This is a genomic window from Cupriavidus sp. YR651, from assembly GCF_900101625.1.
GTDB lineage: Bacteria > Pseudomonadota > Gammaproteobacteria > Burkholderiales > Burkholderiaceae > Cupriavidus.
Genome location: NZ_FMYZ01000022.1, coordinates 1 through 14,790, shown reverse-complemented (window position 1 = coordinate 14,790; position 14,790 = coordinate 1). Strand labels below are relative to the sequence as shown.

The window sequence follows — 14,790 nt, the reverse complement described above, 5'->3', positions numbered from 1 at the left end:
ATGGCCACCAGCTTTGATCCAGACCAAGCTGTCCCCGCCGCGCACGCGCCACTACATCAAACGCCAGCGCGCCACTGCACTGCTGCGCGCTGGAATGGAGCGAAAGCTGACAGTGCTGACCGCGCCTGCCGGCTTCGGCAAGACATCGCTGCTGAGTGAATGGAGGACAGTCCTGGCGGAGGAAGGCTGGGCTGTTGGCTGGCTGAGCATCGACCGTGATGACGACGATCTGTTCCAGTTCGGCGCCTACCTGCTTGCCGCGGCCAGGGAAGCCTTCAATGAAGTCTGCGATGACAGGGGCAGTGTCACCTTAACGGAGGTCGGTAGCTCCGGTTCTTGCCGTTTGGAGCCGGACCCGCTGGCGCCGGCTGACGCGATGTTTGCCGAGCTGCTCAATGCAGTCGCGGCGCAGCCTCGACAGATGGTACTGGTGCTGGATGATTTCGACCGACTGGCGTCGCCCACCATTCACGAAGCAATATTCCGGCTGCTGCGCTATGCGCCGGATAACCTGCACGTGCTTGTCGCCGGGCGCGGCGAGCCGTCCTTTCCTCTCAGCTATTTCGAAGCGCGGGGCCAGCTGCTGAAGCTGGACGCGGAGGCGCTGCGCTTCAACGGTGCCGAGACTCGGGCGTTTTTCTCGGCTGTTGCAGGCCGTGTACTAAGCCCCGCCCAGACAGAGGTTATGTTGCAGGCGACGGAAGGCTGGGTGGCGGGGTTGCAGCTAGCCTCTTTTGCATGGAGTGGGGACAATTCGAGCGGCGTCTTGGCCGACCGCTTGCCTTTCGCACGGCGCAGCATCGAGGCATATCTTAACGAGAACGTGTTTGTTCATATCCCGGAGCCGCTGCAGGCCTTCCTGCTCCAGATCTCGGTGTTGGAACGGATGTCAGTGCCCTTGTGTAATGCGGTAGTCGGTGTCGATACCGCGCATGCGAGCTTGGACTGGTTGGTCGCACGGAATATGTTCGTCAGGCTGCTAGATGCCGAAGGCCACTGGTACCGCTTTCATGCATTGTTTGCCGACTACCTGAGAAAGCGCCTGGTTCGCGAGCAACCGCACCTGGTAGCCGAACTGCATCGCCGGGCCAGTGAATGGTTTGCGACGCAATCGCTCTGGACGGAAGCAGTCAAGCATGCCTTGGCGGCCGGCGATGTCGGCCGCGCTGCCGGCTGGGTAGAGGAATGCGCGATGAAGCTGGTTGAGGCCAGTGACGTCCGCATCTTGCTGAGCTGGGTCGCCAAGCTACCCCCAGAGGCGGTGCACGGCCGGCTGCGCCTACGTTTGGCGCACGCCTGGGCGCTTGCGTTGACGATGGATACCGTTGCGGCGAGAGCGGCATTGCAAGCGGTGGAGGACGACATTCGCTGCGGGCGGCTTCCTGTGACTGCGGTGGTGCGCGTCGAACTGGAAGCGGTCAAGGCGCTGATCGCCGGCCTGTCGGATGAGAGCCAACGCTCGCTAGAAATGGGGCGCAAGGTTCTAGAGCTCGGTCCGGCGGCAGGTTCTTGGGCAGAGGGTATCGGCCTGACGACGTTGATCTTTGGGCTCAGCTATGCGTCCGGGTTCGGTGATGTGGAACGCTTGCGGCATAAGCTGACCTATGGCACCGGGGCGGACGCGCCAATCTATGCGGTGGTGTATCGGCAGAGCATGCTTGGGCTCAGCCTGTTTGTGGAGGGCAGGCTAGGCGAGGCCGTCCAGACGCTCGAAGATGTTCTGCGCGAGTCCAACGCTCGTGCCGGCAGACAGTCCGCTGCTTCAGTACTTCCGGTCGGCTATCTGGCGGCCATCCACTACGAATGGAATGATTTGGCCCGTGTCGCCGAATTGCTGGAGGGGCGGCTCGAGATTGCCCTGCAATCGTGCTCGCTGGGACCGCTGGTCGGCTTCTGCGTGACATTGGCACGGCTACAGTTACTTGCCGGCAAACAGGACGAAGCCTACCGAATGCTGGAAGACGCGGAAGCCGTTGCCAGGAGCCGGCAATGGATGCGCATGCAGGTCGCGTGTAAGGCCGAAGCGATTCGGATCAGCATCCAGTCTGGCGACCTGAGCCGTGCCGTGCGGATCGGCCACGATCTGGAAACCCTGGTAGGGCCGAAGCCGCCGACTTTGCAGGGCAGCTACCTGGAGACTTGGCAGCGTTTTCAGGTAGCGCATTGCCGTCTGCTTGTGGCTTGTGGCCGCCCCGCCGAAGCTGCCCATATCCTGCAAGGCGTACAGGCGGAGCTGCGAGCAACGGGCATGCAGTACCTGATCGCGCAGATTTCGGTGGTGCTGGCTGTCGCACTTCATAGTGCCGGGCAGGGTGCGGAGGCTTTACAGGCGATGGCGACTGCAGTCGCATACGGCCAGAAGAACGGCCTGCATCGCGTGTTTCTTGATGCCGGGCCGGTGGCGCGTGAGATCCTTAATGGCCTGCGTCAGCAGGCGATCCTGCCGGCAGATGTGGAGGCCTGGTACGTGAACGGGCTCTGTGCCGGATTTGATGCGCAAGCCAGTGCACCTAACGTTGTGTCCGACGCTGTCGCACAATTTCAGTCAGAGCCAATGACCGGCAGCAGGCTTAGTGCCCGCGAAGTGGAGATTCTGGACTACGTCGCGAGAGGGCTTTCTAACAAGGAGATCGCCCGAGCCATTCGCGTCGCACCGGAAACGGTGAAATGGCACCTGAAAAATATCTTTGAGAAGCTGAAGGTGAACTCCCGCATCCAGGCCGTCCGCAGTGGCTTGGGCCGCGATCTCCCTCTGGTCTCGGAACGAGGTGCGTCGCGGAACTAGTCGGGGGCGAAGGCCCGCGGTGAACTGATTCATCTTCTCACATGTCCTTTTGGGAGACCCACGATGAGCCAAATCGAGACCGTTGAGACGTTCTTCGCGCGCTACCGTGCACATGACATAAAGGGCATGCTTTCACTGTTCGCACCAGGCGCGCGGATTGACTATGTCCCTATCATGATGGCGGGTCCGGTCGGCGAGACAGGAAGAAGTATCTGGAGTACGCTGATTGATGGCTTCCCTGATTTAAGTAATCGGGTCACCGCGATCTATTCCGACGACGACCAGCGCACCGTGATTGCCGAGGTCACCATTTCGGGAACACAAGCCCGAGACGTGCTGGGGATTGCCAACCGCGGCCAGTCGTTCTCGCTGCCACACGTCTTCATCGCGCGCGTGGACAGCCAGGCCAGGATCGAATTCATGCGCGCCTACTGGGACAACGCGACGCTCTATGCCGCGTTGTCCCATGCTGAGTCGTAGTTTGGCCTACGAGGGAGTACGCCAGGGTTTCAGTGCTTGGCCGCTGCCGCAGCCCCATGGCCGGTCTGCGCGCGCACCAGTTGCGCGTCGAAAGCCTGTCGCTCGGCTTTTGCCCGCGCGCTGTTGTCGAAGCGCGAGCACAGGTAGGTGATCAGGAACGCAAACGGGACCGTAAACAGCGCAGGATGATCGTAGGGAAAGATGGCTACGGGGTGTCCCAACACGTTTTTCCAGACAGCAGGGGAGAGGACTACGAGCGTGACCGATGACACTAGGCCGGCCACGATGCCCCACACCGCGCCGCGGCTGGTCAGGTCGCGCCAGTACATCGATAGCACCAGCACTGGGAAATTTGCCGAGGCGGCCACGTTGAATGCAAGTGCGACCAGGAACGCGAGGTTCTGCCCCCGAAAGCCGATCCCCAACAGCACAGCGATGACGCCGATGACCAGTGTGGCTTTCTTGGTGACGGCGATCTCCGCGGCCTCGGTGGCGCTGCCGCGGCACAGTACATTGGCGTAGATATCGTGTGAGATCGCGGAGGCGCCCGCCAGCGTCAGGCCCGATACGACAGCGAGAATCGTGGCAAATGCGACCGCCGCCAGAAACCCGAGAAACAGGTTGCCTCCGGTTGCGCTGGCAAGATGCATCGCGACCATGTTGCTACCGCCGAGCAACTTTCCCCCGACCTCACCTCCTTCAAAGTATTGGGGGTCAGTACCGACAATCACGATGGCCGCGAGCCCGATGGCGAACATGGCTAGGAACATGTATCCAATGCACGTGCTGGCCACCAGCACGCTCTTGCGTGCCTCGCACGCATTCGGCACCGTAAAGAAGCGCATCAGGATGTGCGGAAGCCCCGAGAGCCCGAGCACCGTCGCCATGCAAAGGGAAAGCGCAGAGATCGGATCGGCGAAGAGAGTGCCAGGGGCGAGCAGGGCGGGGCCGCCGCGGTGTACCGCGACCGCCCGGGCGGCCAGGGTTTCGAAGCTGAAACCGAAGTGTGCCAGAGACAGCAACATCAGCAGAGAGCCGCCAAACATCAGTAACACAGCCTTGATGATTTGGACCCACGTCGTCGCGACCATGCCGCCCACGGTCACATAGATCATCATCAGCGCGCCCACGCCGACCACGGCATAAACATAATCGATGCCGAACAACAACTGCACCAACTCGCCCGCGCCAACCATCTGTACGATCAGGTAGAGCAGCACGACCACCAGGCTGCTGCCCGCGGCGATGCAGCGCGTGCTAACCGGGTCAAGCCGGTCCGAGATGATGTCCACGAAGGTGAACTTTCCCAGATTGCGCAACCGCTCGGCCATCAGGAATAACATCACCGGCCAGCCGATGAAAAAGCCGACGATATACAGTAGCCCGTCGAAGCCACGCGCATAGACCAGGCTGACGACGCCAAGCAGCGTGGCGGCTGACATGTAGTCGCCGGCGACGGCCAGGCCATTCTGTGTACCGGTGATCCCGCCGCCGGCGGTAAAGAAATCGTTGGCTGTCCGGGTGCGCGAAGCAGCCCGGTACGTGATGCCCAGAGTTAGCGCGACAAAGAGCAGGAACATGGCGATGGCCTGGAGATTCATTGGGCGGCCTCCGACAGGATCTGCTGCACGATCGTCTCCAGCTCGCCATTGGCCTGGCGTACGTAGAACCAGGTAGTGGCCCAACCCAGCAGCACGATCCCGACGGCAATGACGATGCCGAGGTTGAGCCATGTGCCAGGTTGAAGCGACTGGGCTAGGCGCTGCGGCTCCTGCGCGACAATAAGCATCAGCGCGAGATAAGGCGCTAGAACGAGGACCAGCAGGGTCCACGAAAGTCGGGCGCGCCGGCGGATCAGCTCACCAAATCTTGGATGGCGCCTGATGCGCTCGGTAGTTGTGGAATCTTGCATGGCTTTGTCTCCTGAAGCTGTATTGGTAGTGAAAACGCGCGTTCCACGCCTAGCAGGGCTGCCACGGCTATGGATGGGTGACGGAAGGGGGCTGGGCCGTCTGGTACTTTTCGCGAAGCAGGCGTTTGTTGATCTTGCCTACACTGGTTTTCTCGATTGCATCAACAAAGACCACGTGGTCCGGGACGGCATACTTTGAGATGGTGCCGCGACGGACGAATTCACGCAGATGCTCCTGAATGTCGGTGGTATTGGCCGCCTGTCCAGGCCGGAGTACGATCAGCGCCAGCGGGCGCTCGCCCCACCGCACGTCCTTGACACCGATGACCGCCACTTCGTTGACGGCAGTGTGACGAGAGATCAGGTCTTCGAGCTCCAGTGACGACACCCACTCGCCGCCGCTCTTGATCACATCCTTGATGCGGTCCGTGACCTGCAGATAGCCATCGCTGTCGATCGAGCCGATATCGTTGGTATGGAGGTAGCCACCGGCCCAAAGGTGTTCAGACTCTGCTGCGTTGCCAAGGTAGCCTTGCGTGAGCCATGGTGCCCGCACCACAATTTCGCCACTGGCCTTGCCGTCGTGCGCGACATCGCGCATGTGGCCATCGACGATGCGCAGGTCAACAAGAGGGATAGGCAATCCAGTCTTGGTGCGCACGTCGAGCTCGGTGTCGACATCGTCAAGTAACGTCGTTTTGACTTGCGCCAGCGTGAGAATGGGGCAGGTCTCCGACATGCCGTAGCCTGTGAACACATCGATGCCGCGATCGATGGCAGCCTGCGCCAGGCCGCGCGGCAGTGCTGACCCGCCAACGATGATCTTCAGGCCGCTCAAGTCGACCCTGGCTGAATCCGGGTGCGAGAGAATCATGTGCAATAGCGTGGGAACGCCGTGGGAAAACGTCACACGCTCGCGTTGTACCAGGCGCAGCAGGTGATCCGCGGAATATCGCCCCGGATAGACCTGTTTCATGCCGAGTGCAGTGGCGACATAGGGCATCCCCCAGGCATGCACATGGAACATCGGCGTAAGCGGCATGTAGACATCGTCTCGATGCACGCGTCCCTGCCTCGGGGCACTAGTGAGCGCGGCCATGGTCGCCAGCGTATGGAGCACGATCTGCCGATGGCTGAAATACACGCCCTTGGGCAACCCTGTTGTGCCGGTTGTGTAGAAGGTCGTTGCCCGCGAGTTTTCGTCGAAGTCGGGAAAGCTATAGTCTGGTGGAGACTCGCTCAGAAGCACTTCGTACTCCGCGACAAAGCCTTCCGGCAACGGAGTGCTCTCGATGGAGAGCGTGTCCTCGCCGATCAGAACCAGACGCTCGACGGATTCGAGCTGGTCACGGATCGCCTCGACTATGGGCAGAAAATCCACGTGGACAATCAGCAGTTTGACCCGTGCGTGATTCAGCGTATAGGCGATCTGCTCGGGCGAGAGCCGCACATTCACCGTCATCAATATCGCGCCCATCATAGGAATGCCGAAATAACTTTCGAGGTAACGGTGGCTATCCCAGTCCATCATTGCGACCGTATCCCCCGGCTCGGCGCCCAGCGAATGCAAGCCGCTGGCCAGTTGGCCGATTCGGTGCCTCATGGTCCAGTAACAGTGCCGAACCTGCTCGCGATAAACGACCTCCTGCTCGGGGTTGACCGCCAGGGGGGTATGCAACAACTGTTTGATGAGCAGCGGATAGGCGTACGCGGATGGCGTACGGGGAATAGGGGTGGGCCGTGACACGGAGAGACTCCTCGATCGTTGTGGCGGCGGGCGGGGCAGCATGCGTTGAAGTCTGGGCATGCTGGTGCGAAGGCTGCCGGATTCCTGGCAGCGTAAGCGCCATGGCCCGGCTTTCCAGCCCCCCGATAGGGGAGGAGCCGCGATCTGCCAGAGGCTCCCCTATCGGGGGGGGCTCCCCATTAGGGTGGCTGGCCGCTCAAATGCGGCCGCTTAATCTGTGCGAACCATTGGGGAGCGGGCGACGAACCAACGTTGTGAAAGGTGTCCGCTCCGCATACCACTTCGAAGGAGACTGAAAATATGGCTTCCACACCCCGCCTATCCCCTGTTTTTCCGGACCTGGAAGGCAAGGTGGCCCTTGTCACTGGCGCGTTCAGTGGTCTCGGTCGTCACTTTGCGCTGACATTGGCAAAGGCGGGATGCAGGGTGGCACTCGCCGGTAGGCGCATGGCAGAAGGGGAGCGCTTGAGGGACGAAATTCTGGCGATGGGCGGAAGCGGTTGCGTCGTGCAGCTGGATGTCCGCGACGCTGATTCCGTATCCGGCGCCTTCTTCAAGGCTGAGCAAGCGCTGGGAATCGTAGAAATTGTCGTCAACAGTGCTGGTATTGCAACGACGGGGCCAGCGCTGGAAACGACCGAGCAGGATTGGCAGCGGGTCATTGATACCAATCTCTCAGGCGCCTGGCGTGTGGCTCAGTACGCTGCGCAACAGATGCGAGAAGCAAACCGGCCTGGCAGCATTATCAACATCGCGTCCATCCTCGGGCTAAGGGTAGCGCAGCAGGTTCCCGCATACACGGCTGCCAAGGCCGGCTTGATTCACCTGACGCAATCGCTTGCGCTTGAATGGGCACGTCATGGCATCCGTGTCAACGCGCTAGCGCCGGGGTATTTTGCCACTGACATCAATCGCGCCTTCTTCGAGACGGATGGCGGGCAAGCGATGGTCCGGCGGATTCCCCAACGGCGCCTGGGACAGCCTTCACAGCTTGATGGCGCCCTGCTCCTGCTGGCATCGGAGGCATCCGACTATGTCACCGGTGTGGTGTTGCCCGTCGACGGCGGGCATCTGGTCAGCACGCTGTGATGTGCCACGCGATCCTCAACACCATTTGGGGCACAGTCCGATGAATGAAGTGACACACCGCAATTGGGATGCGCTGGCGCAGCTACTACACGGGCGCGGGCTCATAGAACATGCTTCGCTTACGGCCACGCGCCTTACCGGCGGGCAGTCCAACCCCACCTATCTGGTTTCGTCTGGCGAGCGTCGTTATGTGTTGCGCATGAAGCCGGCTGGGCAGATCCAGGCCAAGGCGCACGCCATCGACAGGGAATATCGCGTGATGCGCGCTCTGCAACGAAGCTTTGTGCCGGTGCCCGAAGTGCATCTGTACAGCGAGGACCTATCCATCGTTGGCAGCCCGTTCTACCTGATGGAGTACCTGGAGGGCCGGGTGCTGGTGGACCAGTCGTTGCCCGGTATGCAGCCCGAGGAGCGCCGCGCCATTTACGCGGAGATGAACCGCGTGCTGGCTTCCCTCCACCGCATTGACGTCGAACAGGTTGGACTCTCCGACTACAGTCCGCACGGCAATTACCTGGCGCGCCAGATTGCCGGGTGGACGCGCCAGTGCCGCACCACGGGAGCGGCCGACAGTTCTGCGATGCAAGTGCTGATGAACTGGCTTCCGAGAAACGTCCCTGAGGTCGAAGAGACGCGTCTCGTTCACGGCGACTTCCGGCTTGACAATCTGGTCTTCCACCCCGACGAACCGAGGGTCATTGGGGTGTTGGATTGGGAGTTGTCGGCGCTGGGGCATCCGCTCGTCGACTTTGCCTATCACTGCCTGAGCTGGCACATCCCGTCATCGTTGTGGCGTGGAATCGCCGACCTCGACCTCGCAAACCTCGGAATCCCGAGCGAAAAGACGTATATGCAGTGGTATTGCGATGCCAATGGCACCGCAGGTATGGAGCACTGGGATTTCTACATCGCATACAACCTCTTCCGGCTGGCCGCCATCATGTTCGGGATTGCAGAGAGGGCGAGGCAAGGCAATGCCGCCGCCGCTGATGCCGTTGAAACCGGCCGCAAGGCTGGGCCGATGGCGGAACTGGGTTGGCATTTCGCGATGCGCTATCAAGCTGGGCGGCGACTCATTCAATAGTTGGTACCGCAGACCAAACAGAAACACTGCCCGCCATCGATTACGGTCAGGGTTGGGTGAGTCGGAAATCTTCTCCAGCACTGATGCGATTCGTTCCTACAGAGGTTACTTTCCGATGACTTACCACGCACCACTAAAGGATATGCGTTTCATCTTGGACGCAATCGCGAGTTTCGACGCTGTTCACGGGCTGCCTGGATTCGAGGAGGCCTCTTGGGACGTCGCGTGCGCAGTGCTGGAGGAGGCGGCCGACCGGTCGACGGTTCGACGCGCGAGGCGGTGACAATCATCCATCACCCGGACGTCAAGCGCATGCTAATGACCATGCGCGGTCTGATCGAAGGCGCCCGCTCCGTGGCTTACGTGGCTGCCGCTACCTGCGATGCTGCACACAATCATCCGGACGAGACCGTGCGCAAGCAGAACCAGGCGGTCTACGAGTTCCTGGTGCCGATCGTCAAGGGCTGGAGTACTGAACTGTCGATCGATGTGACCAGCCTCGGCGTGCAAGTGCATGGCGGCATGGGCTTCATCACTGGTATTCGTTTCGGGGGCACAAGAGTGACGCGCGCGATGGTCGTCGTCACTCTTTGGTTTTAGTTCCTGGTGCCCATGCAGGACACCAGGGGCCCGTTGGACCGGCGTGCTTGTCCGACAGCGCTCACCACCCCATCGCGGCGCCCGCCGGTTCCCGGTTGTCGTGCGCGCCAGTCATGACGCCGGTGGAGGGATCGACGACGATCGCGGTGACCGCGTTCGATACGACATTCGCCTTGTCGGCGGTGAACTTGTGGCCCATGCGCTCAAGATTGGCGCGCGCGTCTGGCGGAATGGCCCGGCCCTCCACGTACACCGTGTCCGGCAGCCATTGGTGGTGGATGCGGTCGGCATCCACGGCGTCCTTGACGCTCATCCCGTAGTCGACGACGTTCAGGATCGCCTGGGCGGTGCCACTGATGATCCGTGGCCCACCCATGGCGCCCACGACCATGAACACCTTTCCGTCCTTGAGGATGACGGTCGGGGTCATCGAGCTGAGCGATCGCTTCTCGGGCGCAATGGCGTTGGCTTCGCCCTGGATCAGGCCGAACGGATTTGGCGAGCCGACCTTGGCAGTGAACCCGATCATCGTGTCGTTCAGGAAGAAGCCGGCGTCGCCCGCCACCTTGCCGGCGCCGAAGCGCAGGCCCAGCGAGTAGGTCACAGACACCGCATTGCCCTCGCGGTCGACCACCGTGTAGTGCGTGGTGTTCGCGGACTCGCGCGTGGGCGCAATCCCCTTGACGTTGCTGGACAGCTCGACGCGGTCAGGCTGGATCTTGTCCCGGATCTGGCTGGCGTACGCCTTCGAGGTTAGTCGCTCGATGTCGTTCCGGACATACCGGGGATCGCCGATTTCGAGGTTGCGGTCGGCATAGGCGTACCGGAAGGTTTCGATCAGGTAGTGCAGGCTCTGGGTTGACTGGTAACCGAGCTTCGCCAGCGGAATCCCTTCGAGCACGTTAAGCGTCTCGCAAAGGGACACCCCGCCGGAACTCGGCGGCGCGGCCGAGATGATCGTGTAGCCGCGATACGTGCAACGTACCGGCCGGTATTCTAGCGCTCGATATTTCTCGAAGTCCGCCTTGGCCAGGATGCCGCCAGCTTCCTGGCTGGCCCGCACGGTTTCGTCGGCAATCCATCCCTGATAGAACGCGCCCGGCCCCTGTTTTGCGATGGCGGAGAGTGTCCTGGCCAGCGCTGGCTGGCGGAACCGCTGTCCGACGGTATACGGTTCGCCGCCATTGAGGAAGTGCTTGGCAACGTAGCGATCGGTCTTTGCAAACTGCTTGAGCATGTCGCCCATGTGCACGACGTCATCCCACTGCGTGAGGACATAGCCTTCGCTGGCGAGCTTCACGGCCGGCTCCACAAGGGGCTTGAGCGGCATCGTGCCAAACTTCTTGCGCGCATAGTCGAGCCCGGAGACGGTGCCGGGCACGGCCACGCCCGACCACATCCTGGCGCCGGAGTCGTTGGCGACGGCGCCGTTCTTGTCTAGGTACATGTCGCGCGATGCGGCAAGTGGTGCGGCCTCGCGAAAATCGATCATGGCCTCGCGTCCGTCCGCCATGCGGACGACCATGAAGCCGCCGCCGCCAATGTTCCCGGCGTTAGGCATCGCAACGGAGAGCGCATAGCCCACGGCCACGGCCGCGTCCACGGCATTGCCGCCGTGGCGGAGCACGTCGAGGCCGATCTCCGTGGCCAGGCGATGTCCGCTTGCCACCATGCCGTGGCTTCCCGCAGCGGGCTCGGACGAGATCGCGAACGCGGAACCGGAGAGTGCCGTCGCGAGGAAGGTTGCCAGTAAATGATGCTTTGCGGGAATATGCATGTTGTCTCTCGTTGTGATGCCCGGCGGTTGAATCCATCGGGTCGGGGAAATGCGGGGCGAGCGTTGCCGCGGCGCAGGGTGTGCCGTGGGACTGCCAAAAAGGAGCGGGATTGCCGATCGTGGCACGCCCTGTTGGACGTGAGGGCGTGGATGCGTCTCCGTATTTATTTTTCTGTAGCTTACCGACCGGTCGCGAGCTTTTGGGTGAAAATTTGGCCTCATAGCATTCCACACGGGAATGCATATTAGGAGAAGACATGGCTCTGAGGCGACTCAATCCGCCGCTGCATCTGCTGCGGGCGTTCACGGAGGTAGTGCGTTTCGGTAGCGTCTCGCGCGCGGCGGAAGCATTGCATCTGACGCAGAGCGCGGTCAGCAAGCAGGTGCAGGAGCTTGAGCGCTGGATCGGCGTGAACCTGTTCGAGCGCAGCCACAAGCGGCTGACGCTGACGACGGCCGGGGAACACTACAACCGGGCCATTGTCGCGGTGCTGGCCGGCCTGGAGTCGGCGACGCTGGAGGCCATTTCCAGCCAGACGGAGGGCGGGACGCTGAACCTGTCGGTGTTCCCGACCTTTGGCGCGAAGTGGCTGATTCCGAGGCTTCCGGACTTCCAGCGCAAGCATCCCCAGATCACGCTACGCTTCGTTCCGCATATTCACGCCTTCGATTTGCAGCGATCGGACCTGGACTGCTCGATCGTGTTCGGCGACGGAAATCTACCGGATACGAACTGCCACTACATCGATGGCCGGGACGTCGTGATCATCGCCCCGCCCACGGAATCCGCGCGGCCGGCTGACGATGTCGCCAGCTTCTTGCGCCAGGGCACCCTGCTGCATCACGTGGCGGTTCCGGACGCATGGCTGCAATGGCAGGAGCATCATGGCATTGCCGGATTCGACGCGCTCGTGGGGCCGCGCTTCGACCAGTTCGAATCGATGATCCGTGCGGTGTCCGTGGGACTTGGGCTGGCCTTGGTGCCGCGCTGCCTGGTGCGGGACGAACTCGCGGCCGGGGTGGTCAGCGAAGGGTTTCCGGATTCTCCGCTGGGCGGGTACCAGAGTCATTCCGGCTACTGGTTGTGCTACACCGGCGCACGGAGCCGCATGCCGCAACTAATGGCGTTCCGTGCGTGGCTGCTCGACGATGCGAGGCGAGTGGCGGCAGCAAGCTGAGCCGCGGTTGGCCGCGTTGCGATTGCGGAGGCGTGTGACGCCGTTGGTGCCGCCCCGTTAGGCGCGTGTCAGCAGCTTCCGACCTGGCACGCGGCCAGTTCGGCAGTATCGAAGCGGACCCCTCCGTCGCGGATTGGTCATCCACCATTGCGCCGACTTCCAGCACGTACATCTGCCGGTTGCCGTCGTGACTCGAATCGATGCAGACACGCCTGCTATCCTGTTTTAGCGGGGGTGTAGGTGCGGTGCCGAGTGTCCGAAATTCCGCGCTTTCCTGGCCGAACACGGACCCCGAGCTCGCTGGCGCATCACCCGACCAAGGGGCCGGCGTTGATGCCTGGTGAATCGGCTCGACCGCGGTGGTGCGTTCGCGCGCGTCAGGGCGTACGGTACGACATCCTTCAGAGCAGTTTGCATGCCTCGTCGAATTCCAGGCGAGGGCTGCGCGGAAACAGCTTGGCAGTGTCGCCATAGCCCAGATTGCATATGAAGTTCGATTTCACATGGCTGTCCGGGAAATATTCGAGCTGAAAGACATTCTCCTTCGGGTCCGCCGGAAAGAATTCGTGATCGACCTTGGCATTGTCGAAGCCGGACATCGGCCCACAGTCGAGTCCCAGCGAACGGGCTGCAATCATGAAGTACGCGCCCTGCAGGGAACTGTTCCGCCTCGCGGTGGTGAGCGCGAGTTCCGGCGTGTCGGTGAACCATGCGCGTGCGTCTGCATGCGGGAACAGCTTGGGCAGAAGTTCGTAGAACTTGATGTCGTAGGCGATGATGGCGGTGACCGGCGCAGCCATGGTCTTCTCCACATTGCCCGGTGCTAGCGCGGGCAACAGGCGCTGTTTGGCCTCAGGGGTGCGCAGGAACAGAATGCGCGCGGGAGAGCAGTTGGCGCTGGTTGGGCCCCATTTCATCAAGTCATAGAGCTGCCGCAGGGTCTCGTCGCTCACGGGCTGGTTCAGCCACGCGTTGTGCGTGCGTGCCTCGCGAAAGAGCAGATCCATCCCTTCTTCACTCAAGCGCTTGTTCATGATTGTCTCCTTGTGATGCGATGGGACCACGCGGCTGCCCGGCCGGCTCGCCGCTTCTGTCTAGCATAGCCAGCGCGGCTCGCCGCCGCGCCGCCGGCTTCTGCATAGATCCGGAGGGCTCGTCTCCGCCATCGGCTGCGCCCGCAAGGGTAGGGGTTCGGGTATCCGAAACGCCACTCTGGCGCAAGTGCGCTGTGGTCCGGTCGAAGTGGCGATTGTCAGCCGCGGATTGCCAGCGCTGACACGCGAGGGCGATACTGGCGAACAATCGGCGGCCGTGTGCCACGAGATGAGAGAGGGGAGCATGGACGAGAAGACATCAGGCGCCGGCCCCGCGCAAGTACGAGAGCCGCTCACGGAGCTACCGGGTCAGGTCGTGCTGGTCCTGCAAGGTGGTGGCGCGCTTGGCGCCTACCAGGTGGGTGTCTATCAGGCATTGCATGAGGCGGGGCTTGAGCCGGAGTGGGTGATCGGCACCTCGATCGGGGCGATCAACGGGGCCATCATCGCCGGCAATCCGCCGGAGGAGAGGCTTCCCCGGCTCAAGCGGTTCTGGGACGGTGTTGCCTGTCGCGGCACCGCTCAGGGAAGCGGCAGCTTTCGACAATTCGAAGACTGGCTGCGGGTGGTGAAAATCACGACCCAGGGCATTCCGTCGTTCTTCACGCCAAGCCCCGATGCCTGGTGGCCTGGCGTACGTGCCACTGTCGGCCTCGCCAGAGCGGCGTTCTACTCCACGTCGCCGCTGCGTGCGACCTTGGTCGCACTGGTCGACTTCGACTACCTGAATGCCATGCAGACAAGACTGACAGTCGGCACGGTCAGTGTCCGCAGCGGCCGCATGCGCTACTTCACCAACCGCGACACACCGTTGAACGTCGATCACGTGATGGCCTCGGCGGCGTTTCCTCCCGGCTTCCCTTCCGTGCAGATCGAGGGCGAGCCTTACTGGGACGGCGGTATCTATTCCAACACCCCGCTGGAAGCAATTCTGGATGACCGCCCGCGCCGCAGTTCGCTGATCTTCGCCGTGCAGCTTTGGCCCGCCAGCGGCCCGGAGCCCGATTCCATCTGGCAGGTGATGAGCCGGCTGCGGGATATCCA

At 62.0% G+C, this 14,790-nt stretch carries 12 protein-coding genes and 1 pseudogene; 8 read left to right on the top strand and 5 right to left on the bottom strand.

What is annotated here, in order from left to right; genetic code table 11:
* The first annotated feature begins 13 nt into the window (after positions 1-13).
* Complete coding sequence (locus tag BLR29_RS29980; protein ID WP_176861098.1) at positions 14-2,785, top strand: winged helix-turn-helix domain-containing protein; 2,772 nt, start codon at positions 14-16, stop codon at positions 2,783-2,785.
* Positions 2,786-2,848: 63 nt separating this feature from the next.
* Positions 2,849-3,265, top strand: coding sequence for a nuclear transport factor 2 family protein (locus tag BLR29_RS29975; RefSeq protein WP_092143196.1), 417 nt, complete (start codon positions 2,849-2,851; stop codon positions 3,263-3,265).
* A gap of 29 nt (positions 3,266-3,294) precedes the next feature.
* On the opposite strand, the gene actP is transcribed toward BLR29_RS29975, so the two are convergent.
* The 3 genes from actP to BLR29_RS29960 form a co-directional block, all read right to left on the bottom strand.
* Positions 3,295-4,866: a cation/acetate symporter ActP gene (gene actP, locus BLR29_RS29970; RefSeq protein WP_255371514.1), complete on the bottom strand. Its 1,572-nt coding sequence runs from the start codon at positions 4,864-4,866 to the stop codon at positions 3,295-3,297.
* Complete coding sequence (locus BLR29_RS33075; RefSeq protein WP_092143193.1) at positions 4,863-5,177, bottom strand: DUF485 domain-containing protein; 315 nt, start codon at positions 5,175-5,177, stop codon at positions 4,863-4,865. The genes actP and BLR29_RS33075 overlap by 4 nt, the downstream gene beginning before the upstream one ends.
* Before the next feature lie 67 nt (positions 5,178-5,244).
* Positions 5,245-6,924, bottom strand: a complete 1,680-nt coding sequence (locus BLR29_RS29960; protein ID WP_255371513.1) for a fatty acid--CoA ligase — start codon at positions 6,922-6,924, stop codon at positions 5,245-5,247.
* A gap of 300 nt (positions 6,925-7,224) precedes the next feature.
* Here BLR29_RS29960 and BLR29_RS29955 point away from each other — a divergent pair, with 300 nt between their 5' ends.
* The 4 genes and pseudogenes from BLR29_RS29955 to BLR29_RS29940 form a co-directional block, all read left to right on the top strand.
* Positions 7,225-8,013, top strand: a complete 789-nt coding sequence (locus tag BLR29_RS29955; RefSeq protein WP_092143187.1) for an SDR family NAD(P)-dependent oxidoreductase — start codon at positions 7,225-7,227, stop codon at positions 8,011-8,013.
* A 40-nt stretch (positions 8,014-8,053) separates the two neighbouring features.
* Positions 8,054-9,097, top strand: coding sequence for a phosphotransferase family protein (locus BLR29_RS29950; protein WP_092143184.1), 1,044 nt, complete (start codon positions 8,054-8,056; stop codon positions 9,095-9,097).
* Complete coding sequence (locus BLR29_RS33270; protein ID WP_092143181.1) at positions 8,988-9,380, top strand: acyl-CoA dehydrogenase N-terminal domain-containing protein; 393 nt, start codon at positions 8,988-8,990, stop codon at positions 9,378-9,380. Before BLR29_RS29950 ends, BLR29_RS33270 begins: the two co-directional genes overlap by 110 nt.
* Positions 9,347-9,691, top strand: a pseudogene (locus BLR29_RS29940) (acyl-CoA dehydrogenase family protein); the annotation flags it as partial. The gene BLR29_RS33270 and the pseudogene BLR29_RS29940, both read left to right, overlap by 34 nt.
* Positions 9,692-9,758: 67 nt before the next feature.
* On the opposite strand, the gene ggt reads toward BLR29_RS29940, so the two are convergent.
* Positions 9,759-11,474: a gamma-glutamyltransferase gene (gene ggt / locus BLR29_RS29935; protein ID WP_092143178.1), complete on the bottom strand. Its 1,716-nt coding sequence runs from the start codon at positions 11,472-11,474 to the stop codon at positions 9,759-9,761.
* Positions 11,475-11,731: 257 nt separating this feature from the next.
* Between ggt and BLR29_RS29930 the strand changes: the two genes are divergently transcribed.
* Positions 11,732-12,652 carry a LysR substrate-binding domain-containing protein gene (locus BLR29_RS29930; protein ID WP_092143175.1) on the top strand — a complete coding sequence of 307 codons (921 nt, stop codon included), beginning with the start codon at positions 11,732-11,734 and terminating at the stop codon, positions 12,650-12,652.
* Between the two features lie 401 nt (positions 12,653-13,053).
* Here the strand turns inward: BLR29_RS29930 and BLR29_RS29925 are convergent, their stop codons facing one another.
* The gene (locus BLR29_RS29925; protein ID WP_092143172.1) at positions 13,054-13,686 is read right to left on the bottom strand and encodes a malonic semialdehyde reductase; all 633 of its coding nucleotides are present in this window, start codon (positions 13,684-13,686) and stop codon (positions 13,054-13,056) included.
* 304 nt (positions 13,687-13,990) lie between these two features.
* Between BLR29_RS29925 and BLR29_RS29920 the strand changes: the two genes are divergently transcribed.
* A partial coding sequence (locus BLR29_RS29920) for a patatin-like phospholipase family protein (protein ID WP_176861096.1) occupies positions 13,991-14,790 on the top strand: 800 nt, incomplete at its 3' end.